We start from the raw sequence: 26092 nt of genomic DNA on the forward strand, positions 1-26092 counted from the left end.
TCATAAAATAAAGGTGATCAATATGCAAGAGCTTACAATTATTGAAAGAAAAAATTTGTTCAAACAAATTGAGAATAATCTGAAAAATTATTTAATCTTGGGTGAAATTAAAAAGGCTTATGAAATCACTAGTTATGATGATTTAACTATTAAAGATAATCAGGAAATTTTAATTGATTTTTTGGTTCATCAAAATGTATATCCAATAGTTATCACATTTATATTATCTAAAAATATAAGTCAAGATGATGAGATTATTCGAAAAATGGATTCAAGAAAAATTAATTATTCTATGAGTAAGTGTTTTGAGAATGAGAATCTTTTTTATTACTGTAATGCAGTAATAAAAAACGAAAAAGATTTAAGGTTTTTGATTAAAGAAACATATTGGATGCCTGCTCAAAATGAGTTTTATAACATTATCTTTCAAGATAATTTGAATTTCACTTTAAAAAAATATGGTAATTGGATTTTCTCTAGTAACAAATTTGTTCCTCTAATTGATATGAACACACCAAATTCTTTTATTACAGTATATGGAGATGGACTTGGATTTATTTTATTTTCTAATGAAAAAAAATATGAGTCTATTGAAGAACTAAAAAAGAATTTACCTCAAAAATTTGATATTGATTATTTAAACGAAAATGAATTGTAACTTTAAATGATTTTAAATTGTGTATAATCCCCCTCATTTTGAAGTCGGAATATGGGCACCCTAAATTTATGAGACAATATAAAACACCTTCGGAATAGTACATTATTAAAAGTACTGATATCGGAGGTGTTTTTGCATGGGCAAAAATGTATATTCAAGCAAATGAAAATGAGCATTACTTAAAGATAAGCTTAGTGGCGAGTTAACAAGCCATAAGGAGACGGTTCGCAACTGGGTACGAAAAGACGTGATCCAGGCAGAAACGCTTGAGTCGCGTAAAAAAGGCTATCGGATATGAAACAAAATAACCACTAAAAGACATTCTCTTAAGGACTAGAGAATGTCTTTTTATGCAATAATTATTGTTTTAAACTCAAAAGCAATTCATTCCCCGACCATTCCGTCATTGTCGTTGTCACGCATATAAGGATAAAGCCAATGGTCGCTCATGATTGGCATCGTGAAACCGGCGTCTTTCGCCTCTTGAATCGTCACCTGACCGTTACCATTCGTATCTACGCTCGAGACATCGCCAGTAGGTTCGGCAGGCTCTGTCGTGGCTGGGGGTTCTGGCTCACTTTCTGTAAGGCCGAGCGCTTCGTTCACTTCGTCCGGGTTCACATTGTCGAAGGAATCGGTGACGACATTTCCTCTGACAGTGTAGGTGTACTCATAGTGTGAAGGGATGTGTGTGCTTGTATCTGGATACGTGATGATCGCCTCGAAGTCGATCGCACCACCGGCCTTCCGGATGACGTCCTCCATATAGGCCTGGTCCCCGTAGCGGTTGAGCGTGCTGTCTTGTGGTGTGATGTTGGTAGGCGTTTGATACGCCCCCGAGTGAGTCAGCGATGACGTGACCCTCGTCGAGCTCACTGTGTTCGACACCTGGTACCTTTGCTTCATCATGATAGTAGCGGCCATCCGAGGTGACATCTTCTGTGTCATCATCTTACAGAACGATTTTTTTCAGCCACAACTCTCACAAGTTGTCCATATTCGTTCGTAAACGCCCAGTACTCCCGTTCGCCAAAACCGATATCGACGACGACATTCGCTTCACGGTAACCGGACAAGTCCCCGCCATCGACGTCGATCAATTGATAACCTGAAAACAGATCACTGTTTGAGTCGACATTTGGTACTTCTGTCTCATCAGGCTCTTCCGAAACGGGTTCAGCAACTTCCATCTCTTCCTGTGTATCAATCGTCTCAGTGACCGTTTCTTCTTGTGGAGCGGTTTCTTCCACCTTTTGATTCGGGGATGCAGTTTCTTCATTCGTACAACCAGCCATCAATAACAGGGCCAAAGGTAAGGCGAGATAGATAAATTTCATCTTTCTTATTCCTCCAAATATCATATGTAGACGCACTAACTTTTAAATACACTTCTATACGCGTACAGAGTCATTGTACCCTATGAATTCGTGTGATGCGCCAGTTCTCTATGTCATGGTTCGTCATGTATGTCGTTACACGTTCGATGATTCGACGTTGTTCTGACTTACAAAAAACAAGCGCATAATCAGACATATCCAATTCTATCTCCAACGTGACCTTCACTTTCTTTTGTCGGCGTTTGAATTTCCCCAACAGAACAGACTCCAGATCATGAACCATTTTTGACTCTGTGACCCCGTCATCAGAACGTAAAGTGGTGACAAAGAGCGGATTAATCCGAGACAGATAAGCTTCGATATCTTCTGCCTCCGCTTCAACATAATGGTCGAGATGTTCAAAACGTAAGATGTGTGTCTTCATATGGTGTTGAATCCATTCATAGAGGGACATGAGAAAACTCCTTTTTGATTTAAGTGTAGCTTTCTTGAATGTTTCTATGCGTGACAGGTTCATGTCTACTTTGAGAGAACATGTCACAGTCTTTTTTATAAGGAATCGATGTGACACATCTTCAAGGAAAGAAGCCGATTATCGCTAACACAATCATGTGTATCGAGAAAAATCAAGTAAGGCCAGTGAAGATTATGTATCAGGTCAATTTTTACTCTCATTGTATAATCAAGGTATCAACTGTTGGAGGCGAGGATATGAAGAGACGTTGGGATAGTCAGTACCGAGTGAGCGCCATTTTAGATGATACGAAGCAATATCGTTATCAGTTTTCTTGCGAGTGGGGGGACGGGGGCCGATTCGTCACATTCGTGATGTTGAACCCAAGTGTAGGTAATCAAGAACAAGTGGACCCTACATTGAAGAAATGTATCGCTTACGCGAAAAAATGGGGATATGACGGTCTCAACGTCGTCAACTTGTTCGCCTATATCTCGACGGAACCGAAGAATCTGAGACATCAAATCGACCCGATCGGACCAAACAATAATCGACATGTATTAGAAGCCATCCAGAACTCGGAGAAAGTGATTGCAGCCTGGGGCCAGTCGATTCGAACTAATTTTGTGAAGACGAGGATTCGAGAGACACTTGAACTATTAAGTTCGGTCGATGTGTATACGCTTGAGCTCACCGTTTGTGGGAACTTCCCGAAACATCCCCTGTATCTTCGCGGCGACTTGACGCCGAGACTCTTCCATCCCGCAACTACAAGAGTCATCAAAGTACCGAGACGAACCGCTCCCTTGAACGTTCATGACTCACGTGAAGGGTTGATCGGTGACTCGGATGTCGGTCTTTTCGACGACCCTGATTGGAAATTTTGATGTGACTCACATGAAATCAGGACAGGTCTTCGATTTTTGAGGACCTGTCCTGATCTATGGTTGATATCGAGTCCCGTCAGTCGGTAGAGAGGAGCAATCGTAGCTCCTGAATCGTGTAAGGTGGGGATTTTCGATGCAGCATCGCGTGACAGTTCGGACAGACCGGGACCAAATCGCGGATCGGATCGACTTCATACGCTTCTTTGATAGTATGTAGTTCTTTTAGATGATGGACATGGATGAACTTGTCGCCAAGGTCCCCATATACGTCGACAAAATTGAAACCACATACCGAACAGTCATATCCGTGTTCAGCCAGACACGCTTGTCTGGCTTTACTGTTGCGTTCATAGGCATTGACGACGATTGGTTTGATGGCTCCTTCCACATAAATCGTCTCAGAGTCCACCTCTTCTGTGATTTGAATATCGGGCCATTGTAAATCGTGGTGTTCGTCAGACACGTCCCAAGCTTCGCAAACGGTCTGGAACGTCGCCGGGTTCAACGGCATCGATGAAGCTTGGAATCCGTTCATTAGATAGGCGTCCTGCGTACGAGATTCTAGTTCCCAATTCTCCAACAGGATGGGATTCTCATAAGCTGAATGGATGTAACGGATCGGCACGTGATATTGCTTCTTATCATCCTCTTCATAGTAATAAGAGTCATGCGCGCTCCGGTATTCAGGTAACCCTGTCACTTGGACGATTGCGTATACGCCTCGTGACATCCGCTCGAGTCCATTTAGCTGTTCGCTCGAACGTGTATCGTTTCCGACCCGGATGACACCGAACTGTCCGATCTCAAACCAGTCCTTTTGCCATGAGGTGATGGAGAAACTGTCACTCGTCTTGCCTGAAAGCAGGAACTGGTCCATCGCCCATTTGTTCGGGTTACAAAAGAATGTCCAAAATCCTGTCGGTAAGACCTTCTCTTGTTTGATTCGACCTTCTTCTTTCCATACCCGTAGCTTTTCACGTCGGACCGATTCATCTGTCGTGAAATCGTAGCGATCTCCGTTCCATATCCAAGTCTCCCCCAGATACATCCCATTCTCGATGATCGTATACGGTCTAGATTTCAACTGTGCATGGTCTTTGAGCCAATGTGCGGCTGCTTGTATATGTGGCAGCTCCTTAAGCTCTAGGTCGTTCTTAAAAATCACCACCGGTTTATCGCGGCGATTGCTTGCTATCGGACGTCTCAATATCATGTATGCTCCTCCTTTGAATGATTGTGGCCACCTATTATAAAAAATGAATCACCTAAAAAAATTTAAAGATTTCTTCCATTTAACGGATTATAATAAGTTATACACTGGATAATTTTACAACAATATTTGATTGGAGAGATAGAAGATGAAGAAAATGATGAAGCTGGGGTTGGCCACTCTCTTTAGTGGGACTTTTTTATTGATGCCATACGGTGAAGTGTCTGCAGCTGCGAGCATCAAAGTCCATTATATCGATGTGGCGCAAGGAGACGCCATCTACATCAAGATGCCAAGTGGGGAAGATGTTGTCATCGACGGTGGGAACAAAGGTAAAGGGGATGCCATCGTCGCCTATCTCAAGAAACAAAAAGTGGATGACATCGAGGTATTGATTTCGACGCATCCGGATGCGGATCATATCGGTGGGTTAGACGAAATTTTAAATGCCTATCGTGTCGAGAACGTCTATGCGCCAAAAGTGAAACACACGACCCAGGCCTACAAAGACTTCCTTCAGGCCGTCAAACGGGAAGGCAAGACCATCAAAACGGCACAGGCCGGCGTGAAACTGCCGATAAAAGGTATAAGTGCGAAGTTTGTCGGTCCGGTCAAATCCTACTCCAACAGTGACTTGAACAACTGGAGCGCGGTCCTTCATGTCACGTACAAGAAGAACACGTTCTTGTTCACAGGGGACGCGGAACATGTGTCCGAGAAGGACATGATGGCGAAGAAACAGACGCTCCGGGCGGATGTCTTGAAGGTGGGCCATCATGGTGCCAAGACATCAACGAGTAACACATTCTTGAATACGGTCAAACCGAAGCATGCCATCATCAGTGTCGGGAAGAATAGCTACGGGCACCCGACTTCCGAAGTGGTGACGAACTTGAAACGCCAGAAGGTGAACACGCTTCGTACAGACAAGAACGGTACAATCATCATCACGGGGAACGGTTCGAGTTACGCCGTGAAGAAATCAAAATGAAGCGACGAAGAGGAATCATCGACCGGTTTGAAGGAGATCTGGCTGTCATCGAATTTGGGGAAGCAATGGAGGATATTCCGAAGTCACGACTCCCTGATTCGGTTCAACCTGGGGACGTGTTGTGGTTTTACGAAGATGGACGAGTTGAAGTAGACGTAAAGGAAAAGCAACAGTTATCGAAAGAAATTGATGAGTTGATGGATGAGCTTTGGGAAGACTAAATATTGTTATTAAATCAGTTTATTTTGAAAGGAGCACGGCATAGTTCACCAAATGGGATTCAACCCCAAATATCTTATCATGATTCAAATAAGATTAAGTCAATTGAAGTCAGACTGAGTGATTTCAAGAGGCGATTCTTCTAAAATTAGTCTATTCATTGAATTTTAAACGCAATTAACAAATTGAGAGTCATAGTTTTACGGTTATCATCGTATGCTCATTCTACAAAATGATTCTTTTAGGCAGATAGGGTATTTAAATTGGTCGATGGAAATTATGGTATAAGAAATATATGACATCTACTTAACAGAGCAAATTTAGCGCTCTAGTATTTTAAAATAAAATATATTTCATCCGATTGAAGACTTATTATATTACTTATCAAAATTAAATAAGAATAAGGGAACTTTATTACTGGAAATAAAAAACGTAAATATAATTTCAAGATTGAAAGGTGATATATATGAAAAATGAAAAAATATGTATAGAGTATTTGCTGATTGTCGATACTAAGAATAATTTTTGTGTCGATAAAGCAACCTTTAATAATTTACTTAAAGTCAACTCTGAAATTGATTTTAAAAATAACAAACTTAACTATAAAGGTGTTTCTTTTGATTACACTGTTCAAACTAAAGAATTAGAGAATGAAAAAATGTCATTTCACGTTTATTTTGCTAGTAAAGAATTTAATAACTTAGACCTTTTTGAAGAGTTTTTAAGGGCATTAAGAGGGATATTTGGCAAAATTAATGCTAATCTTCATACATTGAGAGATGATTTGAGTTTTTACTATTCTCAAAATTCTTATCCAATAATACATGAGCTCGAAAATTTAATGAGAAAATTAATCACAAAATTTATGATTACTAACATTGGATTAAGTTGGACAGATAACCATGTACCTAAAGAAATTCAGTCGGATAATAGGCGCCCTAAAAAAAATGAAAATGAAAACTATTTATATAATCTTGACTTTATACAACTATCTGATTTTCTGTTTAAAGAATACTCTCCAGTAGGAACAGAAGATTTAATAGCTAAAATTAAAAAAGCCAATACTATTGAGGATATTTCATTAATTGATTTAAAGGAATTTGTTCCAACTTCGAATTGGGAAAAATTTTTTTCGCAGATTGTTGAATGCGACGCTAGTTACCTAAAAAAGAGATGGGAAAAATTATACATGTTAAGAAATAAAATTGCGCACAACAATATTTTAAATAGAGCTGAGTTTGAACAGATTCAAAATTATTCTAATGATTTAAAACAATATTTAGATAAAGCGATAGCAAGTTTAGATCAGATTAATATACCGGAAGAAGAAAAAGAAATGGTATCAAACAGTATGAGATGGAGTAAAAATAATATAAAAATAAAATTTTTAACTGCATGTGACCATATGAATTGGTATTTTGATGACGTTATGGATACCGATGAGATAATAAAATTCAATTCAATATTTGAAAAAATAAGCTACTTATTAGATAGAGATTATTTACCTGAGGAACTTTTGACAGATGCTCGTGAGGTCTCAATATTCAGAAATAAACTCACCCAGTTTCCAGAAACAATAGATAGTGCAACTATAGAAGAATACATAGTTCTCGTTGAGCAGATAAACGATTACTTAGAACGACGTCACAATTTTTATTCCAATGATATAGAACTAGATTAAACATTTGTATAATAATTAAAAGGATTAGGAAATACCCAAATAGATTTATAATAAAGATGACATACGAATTAATAAGTTATAGAATCTTTAAGAATCACTTCAATTATTTAGCTCAGAATATAATTAAGTTAGTTAGGGCTAGTTTCAGCCCTACACTGGAAAAAAAACTAAATCAATCGTTCAATGTTTAGTAAAGCGGTTCTTGATAAAGATTTTTTGCTTCATCGAGTAGTACGTCATGCCAACAATCTTCAAGCGATTTTAGAAGCGACTTTTTGGTTTTTCTCAAGGTCATGCAACGGATGTACAGTTCTTTCCGAATCAAAGTGACCGCTGATTAATGGCTGATTCGGTAAGGAAACTGTGTAGGCGACAATTGCATCTTCAGCAAAATCATAATTGTTGCGACACCGAATGACTGGAACCCGAATCCTTTATCGTGAATATTTATGAGCGGCTCATAGACGCGATCCACCTTCAGGTTCGTCTCGAGGGCCGCTTTTGTGTTCAGATAAGTCTCTAATTCCTCAGGGAACACGTTTTGTACGGCATGCACCCGTTCATAAAGATTGAGGTTGGCGCCCTTCCAACCCATACGCTGATTCAGTTGCTGGATGTATTCTAGTGGAGTTTGTTCCTGGTCGTGCTCTAAGGTATGCACCATCTCGAGATGGTCGAGGAAAGCCGCGAAGGTATGATGGACTTCCTGCAACAGCTGTTCCTTGTCGATAATCGGTAGCATATTTTAGAAAAAGAAAAATCAAATAAAATCCCATAAATCAATAAAATCTCAAGTTATATCAATTAGGCTTTCCCACGTTTTTTCTTTCTTTGAAGTATGTAAGTTTAAAATTTTCATGAATCTATCTACGTCAAATAATTCAAAGCTATCAATAATGTTTAAAGTTAGCGCATCATTTTTGTGCTTAATGGCTTGTTGTGAGAAATGATCAGCTGTGCTGACAAATATAGAGTCTCTACTCTTATTTAAAAGTGTTGCACCAATCAAATCTCTAATACATGAAGCGGTCTCAGTTTTGTCCCTGGACTTTCTTCTTTTAACTTGTACAACAATACTCTTGTCTGATTCGATCAAAATTAAGTCTCTTCCACCATCAGCCGACTTACCGACATGATGAACCTCACAATCAAAATGTTCTTTAAATATTGAGCCAACTAATTCCTCCATCTTAACATGATGGATATCATATATTTTGTCCGGATTATTAAAAATATAATCACGCAGTATGTTTATGGGTACTTTTTTAGATTCAACATCGAAACTTTTTAATATAGCACTATTAATTGTTAGTTCCCAATCTTTCATATTCCACTCTACTTCAGCATCAATGTGACTTTCGTATAGTCTTTCCCACCAGCCACAAATTTCACATTCCCAGATTTGTTCAATTAAATGAATAGCTCCACCTCTCAAAGAAGTAGTGTTTACGTTACTCTTTTGATAAACGATATCAATAAATGTTTTACAAAAAGGACAGTATCCTCTTTTACTAAAAAAAAACTCAGAAAGATTTTTATTTTGACTATTTATTCCGTAACTTCCTGCATGGGTAAGAAATTCATCGTAATTTAGTATCATAATAATGTTCTCCTTCATATCCGTAGTGTGTCTATTACCTTTTAAATTTGTTCCCTTTTCTTCTCTATTGGGATTTCAAATTTATTATTTTGATTTTAACATAGTATAAAATCTACAAATAATTAGTATGGGACTTCTAAAAAGCCCCATACTTAGAAACTAAATAACTCTTTCAATATTCAACAATGCATTTTTTGAAAGAGATTTCTTTTCATCATCAAGCAACACCTTATGCCAGCTCTCTTCAAGATTTTTGAGGAGTGGCTTTTCAACTTTGCGATTCTTCTCTAAATCATGTAGAGGATGGACGGTTCTTTCAGGGTTGAAGTAACCGCTGACCAGGGGCTGATTCGGTAAGGCAATTGTATAAGCGACAAGTGCCTCTTCAGCAAAGTCATGATTGTTGGCGACACCGAATGATTGGAACCCGAATCCTTTATCGTGAATATACATGAGCGGCTCATCGACGCAATCTATCTTCAGGTTCGTCTCGAGGGCCGCTTTTGCGTTCAGATAAGGCTCCACCTCCTCGGAGAACAGACTCTGTACGGCATGCACCCGTTCATAAAGACTGAGGTCAGCGTCTTTCCATCCCATGCGCCGCTCCAGCTGTTCAAGGTAATCGAGAGGGCTCCGTTCTTTCTCATGTTGCAAGGTGTTCACCTTCTCTAAATGTGACTCGATATGGTCGAGGAAAGCCGCGGATGTCTGATGGACCTCCTGCAACAATTTTTCCTTGTCGAGGAGTTCCTTGTCTTTTGTCCAACCGGCCAAGTAAGACAGTGAGAAGTCGTCCGTCGGAAACCCGAGCTGATGCGAGACGACATAGGCGACCATCTCGGCTTGGAACTCTTTCTCGGGTGCGGTGAGCGGTTGGTCTCGCTCAAAATTCCGCTCCTGGTTGTGCAGCTCCGCGTGGGCGAGCTCGTGGATCAGGACGCTGATGTCCTCGATCGATGTGTTCCGCGGGTTCAAGGCGATCGCATGTAGCTCTGGGTAATAACAACCCTTCGCCGTCCCGATCTCGTCGAGCGGTTCCTCCAATAGCGTCACATTCCGGGCATCCGCGAGCGTCGTCAAGGCGTCACGGATGTCTTGTTCGTTCTCCAACCCGCCGTCCCGATGATACCGTTTGAAGATGTTCGAGACCTCGATCCCTTTCTCACGCGCATCGGTCTGCGTGTACTCGAACACGTGACCAATCTTGAAGTACATCATCTTACGTGAAGGGATGCGTCCTTGTTTCACGCCGTCTTTGATCGGCTTCGTTGCCTTGCTGAGCGGCACCCATTCGTCTTTATGCAGGGCGTACGTCACTGGACTTGGGACGAATACTTTGATGCCGCGCTCACCTTTTTGTACCTGTGCACCTTGCTTCTCCCAGAACGGATAAGAGCCGACCGCGACCGCGCCTGGGAACTGGGACTCGATTAAAACTGCGTTCCGCATCGAGTATTGATGGAACTTGCCAAGAAACTGGAGATGCTCCCGGATTTTCTCCGGACTCTCAAAGTAGCTGTCGATCTGTTTCCCCATCTGTTCGGTCAAAGCCTCGAGCTCGGCTTTCCGTTCTTCGTTCGTCTTCATCTTCTTGGCCATCGTGTCAGACTCCTTCCTTCAACAAGTCGGTGACAGATTCTTCAATATCCGTAAACTCGTTCAGTTCACGTTCGAGTTGTGGCGATGTTTCCGGGATGTCGAGTAACAGTCGTGTCTGCTCAAAATTGACGGGAAGTAAGACAATCTCGTCTTGTGCGACGGCAGTCAAAAGTTCGTGTTCGGAGACGGACACTGGAATGTCGTACCGTTTTCCATAAATGAGGACCGTGACGGTATCGGGTTGAAGCATCAACAGTTGTCCCATCGTGAAGGGTCGGTCAAGTGGTCGCATAAGGTTCATCCTCTCTCGAAAGTTATCGTGTCTTTCTTCTGTTTTTGATGCTCGATGCGTTCCTGGACGACACGTTCCGCCGTTGTGAGGAACGTCGGCTTGAACTGGTTTGTCGTCATGATGTCTTCGATGCCCTCGGTCTGCATCAGCGCCTGCAGGAGCTCTGTCAGAATCTGTCCGTGACGGTCGGAGCGGTTCGCGGCGAGCCGGATCCGCTCGAGTTCCGTCGATATCTGCTCGTTCATCAACTCCTCGATATGATGAGAGACCTGTGCGCTGATCGAGCGGGTAAGGAACTGCATGTCCCACTTCTCGTCTGCAAGTTTTCTATGCTCCTCTGCAATATGGTCGATGACCTGCCCGAGATGGCCGAAACGTTTGTCGTCGGCGAACTCTTCTAAATACGCGACCGTCTCCGGCTTTAATCGAAGACGGATCTGTCTCAACTCTTCCATCGTCCTCCCTCACTTTCCATATTCGATGTCCCGTTCCAGCTGTTCGAAAGCGCGTTGATTCTTCAGATGTTCGAACTCGTCGTTCATGTGCCGCTCAATCCGATAGAGTGATTCGTTGAATAGCTTTTGCTGTTTGAATGCGCGTCGGACCGGATGTTTTAGGGCTTCATTTTTCTCAAATGTCGTTTGTTCTTTTGACAAGTCGCGCATCTCGGAGAGGATGGCATTCCCCATCCTGGTGTAGAGGTCCTGTCGCTTCGACGTCCGGTACCGCTCGGCCTTCTCCGTGTCGCCGTAGCTGCGACGATGGAACGACACTTCCTGTTCGAGCCGGTCGTTGAAAGCTTGAAACTCTGATTTGAAGTGAATGTCGATATAGCGATCGGTCAGACGGTCGAGCGATTCTCGGAGCGGATGCATCCCGTTCATGTTGTAGCGCCACTGGCGTTTGTCTTCCGGCAAGCGTTCATAGATGTCCTTGAACTGGCGGACGAGCTCGGGATGCAGGATACGGTTCGGGAGCGTTGGAATCTTCCGGTTCCGTTTATGGGCGACCAACTCGTTTCTTATGAACGCGTTCAGTTTCTCCTGTTCTTTCGTCCGGTCGGCGAGCGAATGAATGACCTTCGACTTCATCAGCTCGATCGATTTCGGTTTACGTTTGCCTCGCTCGCGCATGTGACTCGTCTCGACGATGGCGACATGCACATGGATGTTGTCGGTGTTGTAATGCACGGCGCCGGTCCAGTAGGCATGGACCATCTTTTCTTTTTGGAGCATCGCCTCGACCGCATTCCGTGTCGACTGGATCAACCGCTTCTCGTCGACGAGGTCGTCGTGAAGCACGCCGGTCTCGCGTAGCCAGACGTTATCGAACGAGATGACGTCCTGCCAGAGGATGCTCCCGTTCTCTTGTGCATGCTTGAAGATGTCGCGGACAGAGCGACGCTTTTCGTCGTCCAACCGGTCATCCTCGCGTGTGAACAGACCGCTCGATTTCGCCTCGTCTTCCATGTATTCGTGATATGCCTCGAACTGTTCGCGGCTGTCTTTCGCTTCCGGACGATTGATGTAGTCGAGGTATGTCGTGTAGCGACGCGACTTCTTTTTCGTGCCCGGCACCTTGAACTTCGACTTGATGACGACGCCTGGCGTCTCACGCATCCTGCATCACCTCGTTCAACAAACGCGTCACCTCGGCGAGCTCGTCCGCGCTCCGTTTCAAGTGGAGCGTGTTCGCCTCGAGCTGTCGTTCGAGCCGTTCAACCTGTGTCGATTGGATGCCGTTCGCGCACCAGGAGGCGAGCAGTTCTTTCAAATATTGTTGCCGGGAGCGGTTGTGTTCCTTCGCCCATTCATCGATTTGCTTCACGATGACGGGATCGATGTCGCGGAGCAATAGATCCATCTGCCTGACCACCTTTCTGAAGGCTACATATTGCCAACGTTCGAACAGTTCGTTCAAGAGCATAAGGGGAAACTGCTATCACTTGTCGTGATAGCCCAGGCAGAGCCTGGGGTTTCCGTGATATCACCAAAAGTCCGAAAACGGTACGAAATGTGCCGGTAAAACCAACGATTTGGCACGAAATGTGCCACTTAAATCGACAGTTCCCGGAGACGGACCTGCAATTTGTCGTACTTTTCTTCGAGCGCTTTAACCGACTGTTCGAGCTTCTCGAGTTCGAGTATGAGCTCGTCACGCTTCCGGCTGAGGTCGAAGATCTCGTTCTCCTGTTCGACCTGTTCGTCGAGCGAGAGATAGGAGAGTTCGCCTTCGAGCTCTTCTTTGTCTCGGTCGAGTCGCTTGATGTGTTGTCGCTGTACTTCGACCGACTGCTGCGCTTTTTCTAACTGGCGTTCGGTCTCCGCGAGCTCGTCCTCGATGAATAGTCGCGCGAAAGTTGTCTCGTCAGATGAGGTGTGGCTCGCCTGTTCGATGGTCCGACGGTCGGCATAGAGTGACGTCAAAAGACCGTTTTCTCGTTCCTCGGGTGTGAGTTCCTCGATTGATTGCGACTCGTTCATCCCGTAGATTCGGACGGCGAGTTGGTCGAAGTCGTTCGGCACGTCCTTCAATTCGAGAACGTATTGGTCGTTCCGTTCATAAAGCAAATCAACTTCCTGCTCAGAATCCGGACGTGCCTTATAGACATAGCGGAAGAGATGGTCGTTCGTGTGACCTGGTGCGTCATCGAGCGAGAGTCGGATACGTATTGTTTTCATTTCGGTATCGTAACTAGACGCGTGGAGCGTCACAATCTCCCCGTTTGAGAGCCGGATTGTCTCATTGATCGGCGTCTCATTCACCGGTGCCTCTTCAGCAAAGAAAAACGACGAGGTGCCGAAGAAGAGGAAGCCGATGACAAAGAATATGCCGAGTCCGAGATAGAACCGGGAGACGTTCTGGGTGAGGCGTCGTCTAGTTTGCCGCCGCATTTAAATTCCTCCTTCCGGTGTGAGGTCTTCCATCTCGGTGACGACCAGACGTCCGTCGATGGACTCGAACGTCAGGGCCAACAGTTCTTGCGTCGTTTCTTCATAACCCGTCTCGGTGATCAGCAGGTCCTGTTCGAACCGGACGAGACAATCTTCTCCGGAGACAGAAGGGAACACCTCGATATCGCGGACGGTCGTCTCGAACGTGCCGACGTCACTGCCGTCCGCGGCGAAGAGCGTGGCCGTGAGTTCCTCTGACATGACGTCTTTCGCCTGTCGTTTCTGGGTCGTGTAACTGTCTTTCGTGATGGTGAAGGCGTACTCGATGAAGCGTGTCGCGTTTGTCGTCAGCTCTTTCATTCGTCCCGTCTCCGTCGAGGCGACGACTGGTTCGGTGTCCGCCGACGTAGCCTCGGAGGTTGCCGCTTCAGAGGGAGTGACGCTCTCATTTTGTTTCTCACTCGTGTTTGAAGTATTCGTGAAAGCTGTCACTTGTTGATAAAAAAAGATATTCGCCGCGAGTGAAATCAGGAGCAGGACCCCGAACAGATACGCGAGGTGACGTGCGGTGAAGTTCATTCTTCTTCCTCCTTTCCATATATCCATGACTCAAAATCCGAAGACCGGGGCGGGGTCGATATGACCAGACCATTCACTCGTCTTGATCTCGAAATGCAGATGATTCCCGCTAGAGCGGCCGGTCGTGCCGCAGTATCCAATCGCCTGCCCGGCGTCGATTTGTTGCCCCGTTTGGACGCCGAGACGACTCAGGTGCGCGTACGCCGTGATGTAGTTGTCGTGCCGGACCTGGACGAGATTTCCGTACGGTCCGCGGTTCCCGCTATAGATGACGGTGCCGCTTTTGACTGCATGGATTGTGTCGGACGGGGTGCAACTGAAGTCGATACCGGTGTGGTTGTCCCGTTGTCCGAAGACGACACGCCATCCGAAACGCGATGTCACGTTGAGCGGGATGGTCAGTGGGGAACGTAACCCCGACAACAGTTCTTTCGTGATGACCCCATCGGCGACGGCAACCGGCGCAAGATATTTCAACACCGCATCGACATACTCGATGTCCCCGTAACAGGCGCCGTGCTGGACCGCGCTCGGTCGATGACAGCGGTAAATGCCAGTATGTTTTACACGTTGGTACATCATCTGGGAGAACGAGATGGCGAGCTCTTTCGAATAACGTCCGCCGTTCTCCTGGACATACTCGATAAAGCCGCCGCCGAAGTTGTAACTCTGTAACGTGAGCTGCACATCACGGTTCGCGCGCTCGAAGACGGACGCGAAATGCTCGACACCGTAGACGATGCTCTCCTCGGGAGAAGCGATGCAACCGATCCGTCCACACTTCGATTCGCTCGCCTGCATCGGGTCACTCCCACGTCCACCGCTCTCCTGCATCACGAGCGCGAGCACAAGATTTGTCTGTTCGGCCAGTCCGTGCTTCGTCAGTTCCGATTCGACGAGACCACGATATTGAAGCACCTGGTCACTCACCTGCAGACCGCCGGTCGTTTCGAACGGGACGTCGGTCGGGTGTTCGTTCTGGACACCTGTGAGCGTGTCGAGGATTCCGACGACGAGGATGACAAGGAATAACACGAGTGCCGCGATGCCGATTAGGATGAGTCGCCACTTGAGCGTCGCGAGCTGCCACTTCAATGTGACGGCGAAGCGGGCCGTCCGTTTCGCGGCCGCCCACATCAGGCACCTCCACCGAACAGGGCGAGTTCCTCGGGCGCGACATCGACGTCAAAGATGAGGTTCTGCACGCCCGAGATGCTGAGGACGACGCGTCCCGTCTCAAGCGAGGGGATAATGCGCATCTCGGAATGTGAGAGTTGGCCATCAAACACCGTCTGGATGATCGGGATGCTTTCTGCGTCCTGTTCGCCGATGATCTTGTATTGCGTCAATTGGAAGAGCGACTTGACGTTCTCCGCGTTCTCGGACTTCGATCCGGCCGGCACGAAATCGGTGATCAGATGCGACACGAAGAAGATGCCGCCGAAATACTTGCGCGCCTCGCGCATACAGCGTTGCAGGTACAGGATGGCCGGCTGGGCGATGTCGCGTGTGTTGATCAAGTGGTGCGCCTCGTCGATGACGATGAGGTATTTGCACGCCTCCTCGGTCCGGAGCACACCCTGGTTATAGGCCTTCAGTTGACTCGAGCCGTTGGCGATCATCCCGTCCCACAGCATGTTCATCAAAGAGAACACCTGCGCCTGGAACACCTCGTCCCGTAAGCTCGTCAGGTTCCGGAGTGGGAACGAGACGATGAGTTCCTCGTCGAACCGGTCGATCGAGGAGTGCCCGTCGAAGATGTTGCCGTAGTTATGGACGAGGTTCGTGACGGCGAGTTCGATGTTTTCGAGTCGTCGGACACGGTTCGGACTGATGGCATCCTTGATCGACGTGCGTGTGTCGTCCGTATAAAGCTCACGACGTACGAGATGCAAGAAGTCGGAGAACGTCGGGTACCGGTTCGCTGGATGCGTCGTGATCGGCAGTTCGCCTTGTTCATCCCAGAGCCCGTGCCGGACGTACAAATCCCGAAGCAGGATCTCGAACTCGTTCGTCTCTTCCTGCGTCGCCGCTGGGTTGATGTAGTGATAGAACACGGCCATCTTCGACAGGTGCTGCATGAACGAGAGTGCCTCGTTGGCACTGCCGTCGTTATTTGTCACCGTCTTATAGACATGGAGCGGATTGATGAGCCCAGCCGACCCGTCGAGCGCGATTTCTTTTCCGCCGAGCTGCCGCACCAGGTCCGAAAACTCGCCTGTGACGTCGAGGATGCGGATCTTATTGCCCTTGATCGCCTGGTCGAGCACTGTCTTTTTCAGGAGCGTCGACTTGCCGGACCCCATCTTGCCGATCATGAGCGCGTTATAGAACTTGCGCTGTTTGTCCTTATGGAACAGGTCGAAGATGACGCTGCCGTTCGTGTCGGTCGTCCCGTAATAGGTCCCGGTCGCGTCCTGGAGCGACGTGAAGTGGAACGGGTAGCCACCGGCGATGGAGAGGGAAGGGATCTCTTTCCCACGGCGCCGGTTCGGGAGCTTCTGTTGTTGGTCATAGCTCGTGAACAGACTCTGCCACTCCCATTCCTGTTCGTTCAGGAAGATCGTCGAGCGGAAATTCCGGGCCTCGAGCTCCTCCATTACTTCTTGCACCTTCACCTCGAGCGCGTCGAGCGTCTTCGCCTTCACATAGAGGCGGAGATGCAGATACTTCATCGTCTCGCCCTGGGTGATCTGTTCGTAGAGTTCGTTCAGTTCCTTATACGTCTCCCGGGCGTCGATGCGGTCGATGTTGTCCTTTGCGTTCTCGAAGCGCGTGTTCTGTTCGGCCATCGACTTGTTGATAGTCTGGATGATCTCACGTTTGTCGGCTGTCCCGATGTCGAGCGTCGTCAAAACGCCCGGCATGTTCAGAATCGGTTCGAGCCAGTAATCGTAGACGAGCGACTGATATTTGTAGACATGGAGGCACGAGAGATAGCCGTCCCCGAGCCGGACGAAGTTGGCGTCGAACTTAATACCGCCCTGCGGCTGGATCTTGGCGATGACGTCGGGGTTATAGCCTTTCTCGATCTTGACGGTCTCCGGTTCCTGTTGTTTGGATATTAGGTCACGCAGGCGCTGCCACATGTGCGTCACTCCTTTCTTCAGGCGTCGAGTTGCGGTTTCGTGTTCGGGTTGTTCAATTGATAGAGCACATGGACTTTCTGGTCGAGCGTCAGCTCGCGCATCGGGTTCGAGCGGCGGAGCAGTTTATAGAGATGCGTCTTCCGCTCCCGGAGCGTCCGCTCGTCATCGGCATAAAAAAAGAGGAGATAATCGCGATTGGTGCGATGCTCCTCGAGGTATTCAAGCTCCTGCTTCTTCTTCAACAAGAAGGGCAGGTAGGCCGGTGTCTGATTTTGTCGAATCTGTCGTTCGATGCTGATTTTCTGCCGTTCGAGACTGAGCGGTGTGTTCAGCGGCACGACCTTAAGCGGATGCGTGTACGCCTGCAGAAGATAGGCGAGCGAGAACACATCATGGTCTTTTTCCTCTTCATTTAAAGAATAGATGTCCTTTGAGGTGAGCTGGACCATGTCGAGATAGGTCCCGTCGCGCATCTCGAACGCCTCCGTACCGGTGATGTCGACGACCGGCATCAGTTCGGCGACCGTCGGTTTGACGACGACCTTGTCTTTGACCTTCCGTTTCTCGACCACGTCCTGTTCGTCGAGCCAGGTGCCCGTGCGTCGAGGTCCCTGTAGCGTGTCTTCAATGAAAGCCATCTCAATCACGTCCTTTCTTGTGCGCGTCGAGCGCGAGATAGGTGTCTTTTCGTCTGAGGAGCGCGTAGTAGAGGGCATGGACCATCCGCTTCTGCGGGTTCGTCGCCGGACGGAGCACCATGAACAGCCCGAAGACGACGAGGAATACAGTGAACGGGATGTGTAGCACCGACGGAATGAACGGGAGCGTCACAAGGCGGAGCACGATGAGCCCGACGAGGAACAGGAAATCATGCAGATAGAGCATCTTGTTGATCTTCAGTTCGGTCGTGACCTCGTTCGGGATCCGGTATTTGCGCATGCGTCATCACTCCTTTTCCTTCGTGTTGTCAGGTCGCGGCGGCGAGGTCGGATAGATCCGTCGCGACTCATCATGGTTCTGAGTATGGCGGTGCGTCTGGTTCTCGCGCACCTGTTCGATGACCTCGGTCTCGATGTCGAGCACGGTGTCTTGATGAATGGTCCGTCGGGCGCGTCCTTGGCGTTTCTCTGTTGCTGAATCATTTGAACCCGTCGTAGATGACGAAGACGAGGATGAATCGTTTGGATGTGGTGTCTCGTGAGGTGTCGCTGACGTCGCGTCGTTTCTCGCTATCGATTCATTGTGACGATGGTCTGGTCCGGATGTGGTATCGGTGGACCCGGTGACCGCTTCGAGAGTCGACGAAGCCGGGACTGGAGAATGACCAGAGCTTGAATGATCGTGAATCGATTCCGGTCTTTGTATCCCAGATGACGTTGTTTGATGGTCGGGTCCACGGTCGGCATTGGATTCAGGGTTCGTCGCATGAATCGATTCAGGAGACGGGCGGCCTGACGCTTCGTTCACGTTTGGAGAACTGTGTACATCAAACTCAGATTCTTGGCCGTTGTTTGGTTGCGCATCGTTCTTCGGACTTGTCGGTTTCTCTTTGTCGGTCTGCGTGCGTCTGGCGGTTTGATTCGCCTGAGCGATACTGTCTGGAGCGTTTTGTCTCTCGGTGTCCATCCGTTGTGAAGCTTGGCTCGCCGCATTAAGCGGTGTATCACTTTGCGGCATGGCATTCGAATCCATCCGAGCCGTTGCGGCCTCGTGGAGCGATGGCATCTTCGGTGCGCCTTGTGCGGCACGTGCGACCTTCGAAACCGCGTGGGCACCGGTCGACGTCACGCCTTTCCCGGCGGCATAGGCACCGAGCGCGACACCCCAGCCCCGTTTGAGACCTGCATCGATCCCGAACAGCCGCTCGACCATGTTCGGCCCGTCAATCAATGCGACCGAGAAGGCAATGAGGGCGATCAGATAGGCGAACCCATTCAATGTCTCCGCGAGATAGGCAGTCCCGATCGTGTACAGCTTGATGGATACGAAAATCAGGATAATCACAAGGAACGTGTTTAGAATGCTCTGGATGACCTTCTTTGTCTTTTGACCACTGTGCAGATCGGCCGGTGCGATGAGGATCGCCAAGACATAGTTGAAGGCAAGCTCGAACGAGAGACGCGCCAGTTTATAAGCGATCGAGAACAGCGTGAAGCCCATGATTCCGAGTGTCACGAAGATGGTTAACCAGTTCGGTTGATAGCGGTAGTAATACTGGTTGTTCCATTCGACACCACTTTGGTCGAGTTTCGAGGTTCCCATCGTTTCACCATTCCAGGTTAGTTTGGACTGAGAGATTTGTTCGCCAGTACTTCCCAAGCGAAATTCATTACTATCGAATACCTCGTTGATATCGATATTTCGTAAATGACTTTGAGGCAGAGAGTTTAAAGCCTCACCTTCCAAACCGGAAAAATCGTTTCGGTCATATTCAATCAAATCATGAATGTTTTCTCGTAAAATCTGATTTGATATCGATTCACTTGAAGAGTTTTCGCCAGAGTTTTGAGTTGTAAAATCAATCGCGGTATCACTGAATTCACTTACTTGCGTCATCGTTGGAGATAATAGTCCGAGAATGAGCAACGTGATAAACAGATTGATTAAAAATCCTTCTCGATCAAATTTCTTTTGAAAAATGATGAGGTAACCCGTGAATAGGAAGCTAGCAGCTAAAAGAACGTACAAAAAAGGTTGAATCGTAGAAACGAATTCAACCACTTGAGAGTTATTAAAAAATGCTTTCGTTAGTAATATGCTGTCAGTCACTTTTTCAAGTCCATCAATCAATACTGCTAAGCCACGTGTTAAAATCCAACCCATTGAGCGGAGGGCATCCAGTACCAACGTACTGAGACTAAGGATATCAGTGAACTCTTGTAGCTTGTTTACGATTTCGTTATCACCCATAGAATCCCTCCATTCAGAGGCTATTTAATGAAATTAGTGACTTGATCCTTTAATTCATCTTCTGTAAGGGCAGATACATTTAATTCACGACTGATTTCACCGTCAGTCATCTCGTACAATCTGCCACCTTTAAGTTCAGGATGTTCTTGGGTAGAACGTTCTTCAAAATCTTCCCCATTAGGCTGAAACGGATTGAATAAGAGAACGTCTTTCTTTTTTTCCGTGGCGACTTCTCGCACAGTATCAACGTAAGCCCCTTCATTACCTTGACTATCGCTGTCTACAAGAACGTATGCACTTTCTTGCTCAGTTTTAATATCTGCAATTTCTTCAACAGAAGTCGTAGAAAGATAATTCGAACTTTCGGCACCACATGATGCTAAAAGTAACGAACTTCCGAGTAGGACACCAATCAAGATTTTCCTCATAACGTTTACCCCTCCGTCAGCCGATTTTCCCCTTTAGTAGATCCGCGATTTTCAGGTTGACGCGGAAGTCGAACTTATCTATTAGTGTAACAGTTTTTGGGGTGTCTGAGGTGTCGTCTTGATAGACGGTCAGAAAGCCATCGGTCGTCTGGATATTGAGCACGTCGCCCCGTTCGAGGCGGACGCGTTGCGTCTCGATGATCCTTGCGACGACACGCAGTTCGTTCTGGATTCGCTTCTCTCTCGCACTCTCGGCCATGGGTTCGGCCTCCTCTCTACGGTGTGCCTTGCTTCAGTTTCTCGAGTCGCTTCGCGATCATCGTACTCAAAAAGCTCTTCTGACTGTCGGTGACCTCGTAAATTCCTAAGTTCAGGTTCGTCTCGAACTCAGGGAGGGAAAGTCCTCCGATATCATGATCCTCGAACATCGAGCGGAGGATGCTGTCCTGCAGCACGTCACGTACCGTCAAGGACTTGTCTTCCTGATTCGATGGCGTGTTCGCGTCCGTCTCGTCTTCTTTCTTCGCGAAACGGACGCGGATCTGTTCGAAGTCGAGACCGGCGTGACGGCAGGGGATGTCGATGTCATGCAGGGAACGGTCCGTGTCGAAGTCGTCCGCCAGGTATTCGTAGCGGTACTTCATCGCCGTCTTGCCGCTCAGGAAGATCGGATACGACTGGATGCGTCGTTGCTTCGTGTCCTGGCGCTTGATGACGCGGATGATGAGCATCTCGCCTTCTTTTAACCCCATGACTTCGGTTGCCGTCATGAGCCGGCGGCCGTCCACGTTCTCCGTCTTCGATTTCTTGAGCGAGAACGTCTGCCCGGACCGGGATTTCGTGACGATGGTCGCCTCACCGAGCTTCTTCGAGATCAGTTCGGCGGTCGACTCGTCCGCGGTCAACAGATAGTGTGTGTTCCCACAGTTGCCGTCGATCGTCTTCCAGTCCTCCCCGTACAGGTTCTCGAGTTGGGAATAGGCCTGGATGACGAGGTTGAAGCGCATGTTCCGGCCGAGACAGACCGTGATGATGTTGGCCATGCCCTCGATTGGAGGCATGTTCCCGAACTCATCAAGAAGGAAGACGACTTGGCGCTCACATTTGCCTTGTTTCGTCTGCGAGGCGACCCGGGCGAGCGCGGTGTACACCTGTTTGATGTAGAGCGACGCGATGACGTTGAACGTCGGGTCATAGTCCGGGACGATGAGGAACACCGCCACGGGACGGAGCTGGTGCATCACCTCACGGATCTGTATCGTCCCGTCGATGGAGTAGCGGAACCGTCCACTCAACTCGTCATGAGCTTCCAGCTGGATCGTCGAAGTGCTTGAGTCGGTTGAGATCTGAACGAGGTCCCCAATTTGGAGTGGTGACGTATGGTATACGATGAAGCTGCCATCGTCGTCCGTCGTGAGAGCATGGGTCGTCCCATCGGGGAATCTGAACGTGAGCCGGGTCAGTGGCTCGGCCCGTCCGCTGATCCAACGGTTGAATCCGATGCGTCGCATGTCGAGCGAGTTCATCGACGTCAGCTTTCCGGTCCCGTTCAAGGTGAAGATCCCGAGCTTCGCATTCGTATTGGCCAAAATGCTTGCCCGTGTCTGACCACCCGAGAAGTGGAGCGTCGCGAACTGGAGCCGGGCCGGGTGGTTCTCAGGAAATCGCTGAAAGAACTCGTCGAGTGCCGAGATTTCCTGTCCCTGCCGCGTCACGACCGTCCGGGAGCCAAGGTCCGAGAGCATGAGGGCGACGTTGTACATGTTGATCTTCTCCGGCGTGTCCTTCGCCTCCTCACAGAGCCCGAGGATGAGCGCCGTGCACAGGTCGATCGACGAGTTGGCCCAGAACGGGTCTCGCGCCTTCGGGTCATGGTACAACATGAACGCGACCGAGCGTGCATACTGTTGGGCGAGCGAGTAGTTTTCTTCTAAAAATGCGTCGATTGTCAGTTGCAACAGGTTATACGACATCGATTGGAGCGGGTTCATCAGGTTCAACACCTCGACCTGATAGCCGCGCTGCTCGAGCGTCTCCTTCGAGGCGGCGAAGAGCTCACCTTTCGGGTCGTTGACGATCAGGCTCGCCTGGTCACTTGCCCGGCTGTACAGATCGATTGTCGAGAAGACGAACGTCTCGCCCTTCCCGGACCGGGTCGTCCCGATGACGAGGTTATTGACGGGCGAGTCATCGATGAACAGCTCGTTCTTGACCCGTCCGACAGGGACACCGCCCGATCCTTCATACTGTTTCTTTCGGTCTGGAACGCGGCGGTACTGTTGCTTCAGTTCATCAAATGAGGTGAAGCGAGCGCTCCCTTTTTGATTCTTTCGCAGATCCCGGAAGTTCAGCCATACCTTGCCGAATACGACCAGTCCGATGAGCAGACTGAACGCCATCAGTCCAATCAAGACGGTCGAAGAGGGAAGACTCACCTCCAAGAACAAGGAGGGGGAAAGCGTCGGAATCGTCGCGCCGGACAACAGCCCGTCTTGTACTATCGGGGTCATGATTAGTCGAATGATGTTGTAGACCCCGTTCAGCAGATAAAAAATCCCGACCGGCAGCACCATTAGGCAGAATAGGGCGGGGAAAACCAGACGTATCGGGAATCGTGGTGACAGAGACTGAGTTCTCAATTATTTCACCTACCTTAATCTGAATAAAGAATTGTCTCTAGGTTAACTTCTTCTGCAGCGATAGCGGCTTGAATCTTCTCACGGGCCGAAGTGTCCTTGCTAGAAGTCTTCTTCAGTTTCTCGTTCAGTCCGTCGATCGTGGCCGTAATGTCTTGGTATTTATCGATCTTTGCTTGTACGGCAGGGTCGTTCGTTTTGGATGCCCAATCGTTCGCGGACTCGATGTCCCCGAGAAAGATATAGGCAGTCACTTTCGCAGAAATACGGGGAGCTGTCCATTCCACATTTTTCATCTTAGCCACGGTCTCATGGTCCCGTTCCAGTTTGGCGATATCGAACGCGCCCTCGTCGGTCGGATGTGACGCTTGAAAGTCTTGGAGCCGTTCCAACTTCTCCTTTTTGGATAGATCGAGCCCGGCCAGCTTCGTCTCGATCAGGATGGGGTCATCCGTGAGCTCGAGCGCCTTCTGGTCTTCTCCTTCTGCAAGATAGAGGTCGACCAATAGGGCATCTTCTTCCTCGGACCGGTCTTTCCGTTCCAGTAAATTGATGAGCGAAGATTCCTCACCTTGGAGCGCCAGGTCGTAAGCATCCAGCCATGTCTGTTCGACACCGGTCACCTGTTCGGCGTGTGCCTCCTTGTCGATGAACCATTGCGCCGCAGTGAACAGGGAGGTAAATAGAATCCCGGCCGTGGCCACCCCGTAGATGAGGCGGCGCTGCAGTCGGGTCAGGCGTGACTGATAGGTCGACGATATGATTGAGTTCGATTTGGCGGACGAGCGTTTATAGTCGTCCGGTGTCTCAGACTCGATCTCGTCGAGGAGCCATAGTTTTTTCGCGTTATCCTCTTTCTTCGTCTTGATCCGTTGTACTCGGTCCTTCACTTGATGGTACAGGTTCGGATACGTTCCTTCTGTGCCGAACGTGAACGTCCCCCGATAGAGCAGTTCGTCTTTCTGGTCGAAGAGCCGGAAGTCACCGGAACAGCTCGTCCCTTCCTCGCTGAGTGCCTGGTTCAGGTCATGGGTCGCGATGACCGCCTCGGCGAAGGGGAGCCGCTCATAGTTCTGGATCCGAGTGTCCGGCACGTCGGTGAATCGTACAAACAGCATCTCGTTCCTCCTCTCGTTTCAAGCAACAAAAAAAGCCTTCCGATTGGAATGCTAGGCGAGTGTGCATTAGAATTTGATGTTCTGGTCGACCATCTCGGCGAGCGTGAACGCGCCCATGACGATGATCAGGCCGACGGCGCCCCCGACGAGCCAACCGACGGCCTTCGAGCGGCCCCGATCCCCGCCGAAGATAAAGTAGAAGCCCCCGATCGCGAAGGCGATGGCCGCGGCGATGACGGCGAGCCCCTGGAAGAACTGAAGCAAGCTGAGCCCTGTCTCATTGAGTCCCATCTCGTTCCCTCCTTAGTCCTGATGCGCCGGCGACTTGAAGCTGAGCTTCGCCTCGAGCGCCTCCAAAATGAGTTCCTGGTTGTCCTGGATGACCTGTTGATGCTGCTCGTCGAGCCACTCCTCGTAGTCCTTCCCACGGATGCGTAAGAGTTTCTCGGCGAAGTTACGGTTCTGTTTCTGTTCTTTTGATGCCACGGTACACACTTCCTTCCCTTGATCTCGTGATGTGCAGCAGCACATCATTAAGGACAGTCGGATTCGGTGCGGTGGGTTTCTAGCCGTTCCCCCACGAACTCTGCTCCTCGCTGTAATGAGGAACTGTACAGGGTTTTTCGATGACCCGGAACGATGTAGTGACCTTGTGGCGAGTTTTAGGCGACTCTCGCCGAACCATCTGTGCGTAGATCCCGCTCACCCGGTCACTGGTGAGGGACACGCCGATATGTGATTGGAGGAGACCATCCTTAAGGATGTGCTGCTGCGTCGATGTCGGTTACTGGCGGACTCTCTTTCGCTTCTTGACGTGGATGAGCTCGTCATCCGGGTTCTTGCGCTTGGCGAGCACGTGGGCGTCACAGACGACCGTGCGGATCCGGTAGTAGAGTTGCGTCAGCTGGACCGCCTCGCCGCTCGCCTTCTCGATGCCGATGAAACCGTGCAGTTCATAGGTCTTCCCATCGAACGTGCGGACCGAGTCGGCCTGCGGTAATTCCTTCAGGTCGAACCGACGTCGTTCGAGCTTGGTGACGGAACGCTTCGCGCCGTATCCGAAGTCGATGGCGTCCCACGGGACCGTCGCGAGCGTGTGCCCGAACGCGCGGGCCAGGTGATCGATGTCGGCGATCGACGGCACCGAACGGTTCTGTTCATATTGGCTGATGGCGGGCTGTGAGATTTCTCCGAGTGTCTTCTCTGATAGTTCGACCTGTGACCAGCCCGAGAGCCGGCGGTTCTCCTTCAACCACTCCCCGAATCGATACATAAGCCTTCCCCTTTCTGTAAACCAGAGCCAGAGCGGCGACCAAACAGATGTTTCCTTTTGTTGGTTCCAATATAGCAGGGATAGGAATAAAAATCATCAGTTTTCTGATATGTCAGAAATTTTACAGTTGACGATTCTTGTCGAATCCGCTCTATACAAGGGATAAAGAGCAACAGTAACTCAATATTTTTTGTTTTGTAGCACAACTGTAAAAAAATAACGCTTTGATTATAGAAA

28 protein-coding genes and 1 pseudogene are annotated in these 26092 nt (G+C 48.5%); 5 read left to right on the forward strand and 24 right to left on the reverse strand.

Going from position 1 to position 26092, the window contains the following annotated elements; translation table 11 throughout:
* Nucleotides 1–22: 22 nt before the first annotated feature.
* On the forward strand, nucleotides 23–658 hold the full coding sequence (locus AC13H5_RS15295) for a hypothetical protein (RefSeq protein ID WP_483546625.1): 636 nt from the start codon (nucleotides 23–25) through the stop codon (nucleotides 656–658).
* Nucleotides 659–1042: 384 nt separating this feature from the next.
* Here the strand turns inward: AC13H5_RS15295 and AC13H5_RS15300 are convergent.
* Together AC13H5_RS15300 and AC13H5_RS15305 are read right to left on the reverse strand one after the other, a co-directional pair.
* Nucleotides 1043–1995, reverse strand: a pseudogene (locus AC13H5_RS15300) (DNA/RNA non-specific endonuclease).
* A 70-nt stretch (nucleotides 1996–2065) separates the two neighbouring features.
* Complete coding sequence (locus tag AC13H5_RS15305; RefSeq protein ID WP_483546626.1) at nucleotides 2066–2449, reverse strand: hypothetical protein; 384 nt, start codon at nucleotides 2447–2449, stop codon at nucleotides 2066–2068.
* Between the two features lie 257 nt (nucleotides 2450–2706).
* On the opposite strand from AC13H5_RS15305, the gene AC13H5_RS15310 reads away from it, so the two are divergent.
* Complete coding sequence (locus AC13H5_RS15310; RefSeq protein WP_483546627.1) at nucleotides 2707–3336, forward strand: DUF1643 domain-containing protein; 630 nt, start codon at nucleotides 2707–2709, stop codon at nucleotides 3334–3336.
* 76 nt (nucleotides 3337–3412) lie between these two features.
* On the opposite strand, the gene AC13H5_RS15315 is transcribed toward AC13H5_RS15310, so the two are convergent.
* On the reverse strand, nucleotides 3413–4549 hold the full coding sequence (locus tag AC13H5_RS15315; RefSeq protein ID WP_483546628.1) for an HNH endonuclease: 1137 nt from the start codon (nucleotides 4547–4549) through the stop codon (nucleotides 3413–3415).
* A 202-nt stretch (nucleotides 4550–4751) separates the two neighbouring features.
* On the opposite strand from AC13H5_RS15315, the gene AC13H5_RS15320 reads away from it, so the two are divergent.
* The 3 genes from AC13H5_RS15320 (at nucleotide 4752) to AC13H5_RS15330 (ending at nucleotide 7437) form a co-directional block, all read left to right on the forward strand.
* Complete coding sequence (locus tag AC13H5_RS15320; RefSeq protein ID WP_483546652.1) at nucleotides 4752–5537, forward strand: ComEC/Rec2 family competence protein; 786 nt, start codon at nucleotides 4752–4754, stop codon at nucleotides 5535–5537.
* Nucleotides 5534–5758, forward strand: a complete 225-nt coding sequence (locus tag AC13H5_RS15325) for a DUF3006 domain-containing protein (RefSeq protein WP_483546629.1) — start codon at nucleotides 5534–5536, stop codon at nucleotides 5756–5758. The genes AC13H5_RS15320 and AC13H5_RS15325 overlap by 4 nt, the downstream gene beginning before the upstream one ends.
* 464 nt (nucleotides 5759–6222) lie before the next feature.
* Nucleotides 6223–7437 (forward strand): hypothetical protein, encoded by a 1215-nt coding sequence (locus tag AC13H5_RS15330; protein ID WP_483546630.1) that lies wholly within the window; start codon nucleotides 6223–6225, stop codon nucleotides 7435–7437.
* A 337-nt stretch (nucleotides 7438–7774) separates the two neighbouring features.
* On the opposite strand, the gene AC13H5_RS15335 is transcribed toward AC13H5_RS15330, so the two are convergent.
* The 21 genes from AC13H5_RS15335 to AC13H5_RS15435 form a co-directional block, all read right to left on the reverse strand.
* A complete protein-coding gene (locus tag AC13H5_RS15335; RefSeq protein WP_483546631.1) occupies nucleotides 7775–8149 on the reverse strand; it encodes a hypothetical protein in 375 nt (124 codons plus the stop codon).
* Between the two features lie 78 nt (nucleotides 8150–8227).
* Nucleotides 8228–9037, reverse strand: coding sequence for a restriction endonuclease (locus AC13H5_RS15340; protein WP_483546632.1), 810 nt, complete (start codon nucleotides 9035–9037; stop codon nucleotides 8228–8230).
* A 159-nt stretch (nucleotides 9038–9196) separates the two neighbouring features.
* Nucleotides 9197–10636 carry an ImmA/IrrE family metallo-endopeptidase gene (locus AC13H5_RS15345; RefSeq protein WP_483546633.1) on the reverse strand — a complete coding sequence of 480 codons (1440 nt, stop codon included), beginning with the start codon at nucleotides 10634–10636 and terminating at the stop codon, nucleotides 9197–9199.
* Nucleotides 10637–10640: 4 nt separating this feature from the next.
* Nucleotides 10641–10928 (reverse strand): hypothetical protein, encoded by a 288-nt coding sequence (locus tag AC13H5_RS15350; RefSeq protein ID WP_483546634.1) that lies wholly within the window; start codon nucleotides 10926–10928, stop codon nucleotides 10641–10643.
* Nucleotides 10929–10933: 5 nt separating this feature from the next.
* Nucleotides 10934–11383, reverse strand: a complete 450-nt coding sequence (locus tag AC13H5_RS15355) for a hypothetical protein (protein ID WP_483546635.1) — start codon at nucleotides 11381–11383, stop codon at nucleotides 10934–10936.
* 9 nt (nucleotides 11384–11392) lie between these two features.
* A complete protein-coding gene (gene mobP2, locus AC13H5_RS15360) occupies nucleotides 11393–12547 on the reverse strand; it encodes a MobP2 family relaxase (protein ID WP_483546636.1) in 1155 nt (384 codons plus the stop codon).
* Nucleotides 12540–12791, reverse strand: coding sequence for a hypothetical protein (locus tag AC13H5_RS15365; RefSeq protein WP_029596487.1), 252 nt, complete (start codon nucleotides 12789–12791; stop codon nucleotides 12540–12542). The genes mobP2 and AC13H5_RS15365 overlap by 8 nt, the downstream gene beginning before the upstream one ends.
* Before the next feature lie 191 nt (nucleotides 12792–12982).
* On the reverse strand, nucleotides 12983–13822 hold the full coding sequence (locus tag AC13H5_RS15370) for a hypothetical protein (protein ID WP_483546637.1): 840 nt from the start codon (nucleotides 13820–13822) through the stop codon (nucleotides 12983–12985).
* A complete protein-coding gene (locus AC13H5_RS15375) occupies nucleotides 13823–14401 on the reverse strand; it encodes a hypothetical protein (protein WP_483546638.1) in 579 nt (192 codons plus the stop codon).
* A 30-nt stretch (nucleotides 14402–14431) separates the two neighbouring features.
* Nucleotides 14432–15538, reverse strand: a complete 1107-nt coding sequence (locus AC13H5_RS15380) for a lysozyme family protein (protein ID WP_483546639.1) — start codon at nucleotides 15536–15538, stop codon at nucleotides 14432–14434.
* A complete protein-coding gene (locus tag AC13H5_RS15385) occupies nucleotides 15538–17490 on the reverse strand; it encodes a VirB4 family type IV secretion system protein (protein ID WP_483546640.1) in 1953 nt (650 codons plus the stop codon). The genes AC13H5_RS15380 and AC13H5_RS15385 overlap by 1 nt, the downstream gene beginning before the upstream one ends.
* A gap of 17 nt (nucleotides 17491–17507) precedes the next feature.
* Nucleotides 17508–18128, reverse strand: a complete 621-nt coding sequence (locus AC13H5_RS15390; protein ID WP_483546641.1) for a hypothetical protein — start codon at nucleotides 18126–18128, stop codon at nucleotides 17508–17510.
* 1 nt (nucleotide 18129) lies between these two features.
* The gene (locus tag AC13H5_RS15395; protein ID WP_483546642.1) at nucleotides 18130–18429 is read right to left on the reverse strand and encodes a DUF5592 family protein; all 300 of its coding nucleotides are present in this window, start codon (nucleotides 18427–18429) and stop codon (nucleotides 18130–18132) included.
* 6 nt (nucleotides 18430–18435) lie between these two features.
* The gene (locus AC13H5_RS15400) at nucleotides 18436–20400 is read right to left on the reverse strand and encodes a pLS20_p028 family conjugation system transmembrane protein (RefSeq protein ID WP_483546643.1); all 1965 of its coding nucleotides are present in this window, start codon (nucleotides 20398–20400) and stop codon (nucleotides 18436–18438) included.
* Nucleotides 20401–20420: 20 nt separating this feature from the next.
* The gene (locus tag AC13H5_RS15405) at nucleotides 20421–20828 is read right to left on the reverse strand and encodes a hypothetical protein (protein WP_211781024.1); all 408 of its coding nucleotides are present in this window, start codon (nucleotides 20826–20828) and stop codon (nucleotides 20421–20423) included.
* 16 nt (nucleotides 20829–20844) lie between these two features.
* Nucleotides 20845–21087, reverse strand: a complete 243-nt coding sequence (locus AC13H5_RS15410) for a hypothetical protein (protein ID WP_483546644.1) — start codon at nucleotides 21085–21087, stop codon at nucleotides 20845–20847.
* 16 nt (nucleotides 21088–21103) lie between these two features.
* Entirely contained in the window at nucleotides 21104–23338 is a 2235-nt protein-coding gene (locus AC13H5_RS15415) for a VirD4-like conjugal transfer protein, CD1115 family (RefSeq protein WP_483546645.1), read from the reverse strand.
* 143 nt (nucleotides 23339–23481) lie between these two features.
* A complete protein-coding gene (locus tag AC13H5_RS15420; RefSeq protein ID WP_483546646.1) occupies nucleotides 23482–24582 on the reverse strand; it encodes a hypothetical protein in 1101 nt (366 codons plus the stop codon).
* Nucleotides 24583–24648: 66 nt separating this feature from the next.
* Nucleotides 24649–24873 carry a hypothetical protein gene (locus tag AC13H5_RS15425; RefSeq protein WP_012390467.1) on the reverse strand — a complete coding sequence of 75 codons (225 nt, stop codon included), beginning with the start codon at nucleotides 24871–24873 and terminating at the stop codon, nucleotides 24649–24651.
* 12 nt (nucleotides 24874–24885) lie between these two features.
* Entirely contained in the window at nucleotides 24886–25068 is a 183-nt protein-coding gene (locus tag AC13H5_RS15430; RefSeq protein WP_131508568.1) for a hypothetical protein, read from the reverse strand.
* A gap of 298 nt (nucleotides 25069–25366) precedes the next feature.
* A complete protein-coding gene (locus AC13H5_RS15435; RefSeq protein ID WP_483546647.1) occupies nucleotides 25367–25855 on the reverse strand; it encodes a helix-turn-helix domain-containing protein in 489 nt (162 codons plus the stop codon).
* Nucleotides 25856–26092 lie beyond the last annotated feature (237 nt).

Source organism: Exiguobacterium sp. FD-YE-25-4 (assembly GCF_057004685.1).

Bases quoted from the DNA above. Each gene is read 5' to 3' on its own strand.
- AC13H5_RS15295 (WP_483546625.1), top strand. From the start codon at position 23: ATGCAAGAGCTTACAATTATTGAAAGAAAAAATTTGTTCAAACAAATT.
- AC13H5_RS15305 (WP_483546626.1), bottom strand. From the start codon at position 2,449: ATGTCCCTCTATGAATGGATTCAACACCATATGAAGACACACATCTTA.
- AC13H5_RS15310 (WP_483546627.1), top strand. From the start codon at position 2,707: ATGAAGAGACGTTGGGATAGTCAGTACCGAGTGAGCGCCATTTTAGAT.
- AC13H5_RS15315 (WP_483546628.1), bottom strand. From the start codon at position 4,549: ATGATATTGAGACGTCCGATAGCAAGCAATCGCCGCGATAAACCGGTG.
- AC13H5_RS15320 (WP_483546652.1), top strand. From the start codon at position 4,752: ATGCCATACGGTGAAGTGTCTGCAGCTGCGAGCATCAAAGTCCATTAT.
- AC13H5_RS15325 (WP_483546629.1), top strand. From the start codon at position 5,534: ATGAAGCGACGAAGAGGAATCATCGACCGGTTTGAAGGAGATCTGGCT.
- AC13H5_RS15330 (WP_483546630.1), top strand. From the start codon at position 6,223: ATGAAAAATGAAAAAATATGTATAGAGTATTTGCTGATTGTCGATACT.
- AC13H5_RS15340 (WP_483546632.1), bottom strand. From the start codon at position 9,037: ATGATACTAAATTACGATGAATTTCTTACCCATGCAGGAAGTTACGGA.
- AC13H5_RS15345 (WP_483546633.1), bottom strand. From the start codon at position 10,636: ATGGCCAAGAAGATGAAGACGAACGAAGAACGGAAAGCCGAGCTCGAG.
- AC13H5_RS15350 (WP_483546634.1), bottom strand. From the start codon at position 10,928: ATGCGACCACTTGACCGACCCTTCACGATGGGACAACTGTTGATGCTT.
- AC13H5_RS15355 (WP_483546635.1), bottom strand. From the start codon at position 11,383: ATGGAAGAGTTGAGACAGATCCGTCTTCGATTAAAGCCGGAGACGGTC.
- mobP2 (WP_483546636.1), bottom strand. From the start codon at position 12,547: ATGCGTGAGACGCCAGGCGTCGTCATCAAGTCGAAGTTCAAGGTGCCG.
- AC13H5_RS15365 (WP_029596487.1), bottom strand. From the start codon at position 12,791: ATGGATCTATTGCTCCGCGACATCGATCCCGTCATCGTGAAGCAAATC.
- AC13H5_RS15370 (WP_483546637.1), bottom strand. From the start codon at position 13,822: ATGCGGCGGCAAACTAGACGACGCCTCACCCAGAACGTCTCCCGGTTC.
- AC13H5_RS15375 (WP_483546638.1), bottom strand. From the start codon at position 14,401: ATGAACTTCACCGCACGTCACCTCGCGTATCTGTTCGGGGTCCTGCTC.
- AC13H5_RS15380 (WP_483546639.1), bottom strand. From the start codon at position 15,538: ATGTGGGCGGCCGCGAAACGGACGGCCCGCTTCGCCGTCACATTGAAG.
- AC13H5_RS15385 (WP_483546640.1), bottom strand. From the start codon at position 17,490: ATGTGGCAGCGCCTGCGTGACCTAATATCCAAACAACAGGAACCGGAG.
- AC13H5_RS15390 (WP_483546641.1), bottom strand. From the start codon at position 18,128: ATGGCTTTCATTGAAGACACGCTACAGGGACCTCGACGCACGGGCACC.
- AC13H5_RS15395 (WP_483546642.1), bottom strand. From the start codon at position 18,429: ATGCGCAAATACCGGATCCCGAACGAGGTCACGACCGAACTGAAGATC.
- AC13H5_RS15400 (WP_483546643.1), bottom strand. From the start codon at position 20,400: ATGGGTGATAACGAAATCGTAAACAAGCTACAAGAGTTCACTGATATC.
- AC13H5_RS15405 (WP_211781024.1), bottom strand. From the start codon at position 20,828: ATGAGGAAAATCTTGATTGGTGTCCTACTCGGAAGTTCGTTACTTTTA.
- AC13H5_RS15410 (WP_483546644.1), bottom strand. From the start codon at position 21,087: ATGGCCGAGAGTGCGAGAGAGAAGCGAATCCAGAACGAACTGCGTGTC.
- AC13H5_RS15415 (WP_483546645.1), bottom strand. From the start codon at position 23,338: ATGACCCCGATAGTACAAGACGGGCTGTTGTCCGGCGCGACGATTCCG.
- AC13H5_RS15420 (WP_483546646.1), bottom strand. From the start codon at position 24,582: ATGCTGTTTGTACGATTCACCGACGTGCCGGACACTCGGATCCAGAAC.
- AC13H5_RS15425 (WP_012390467.1), bottom strand. From the start codon at position 24,873: ATGGGACTCAATGAGACAGGGCTCAGCTTGCTTCAGTTCTTCCAGGGG.
- AC13H5_RS15435 (WP_483546647.1), bottom strand. From the start codon at position 25,855: ATGTATCGATTCGGGGAGTGGTTGAAGGAGAACCGCCGGCTCTCGGGC.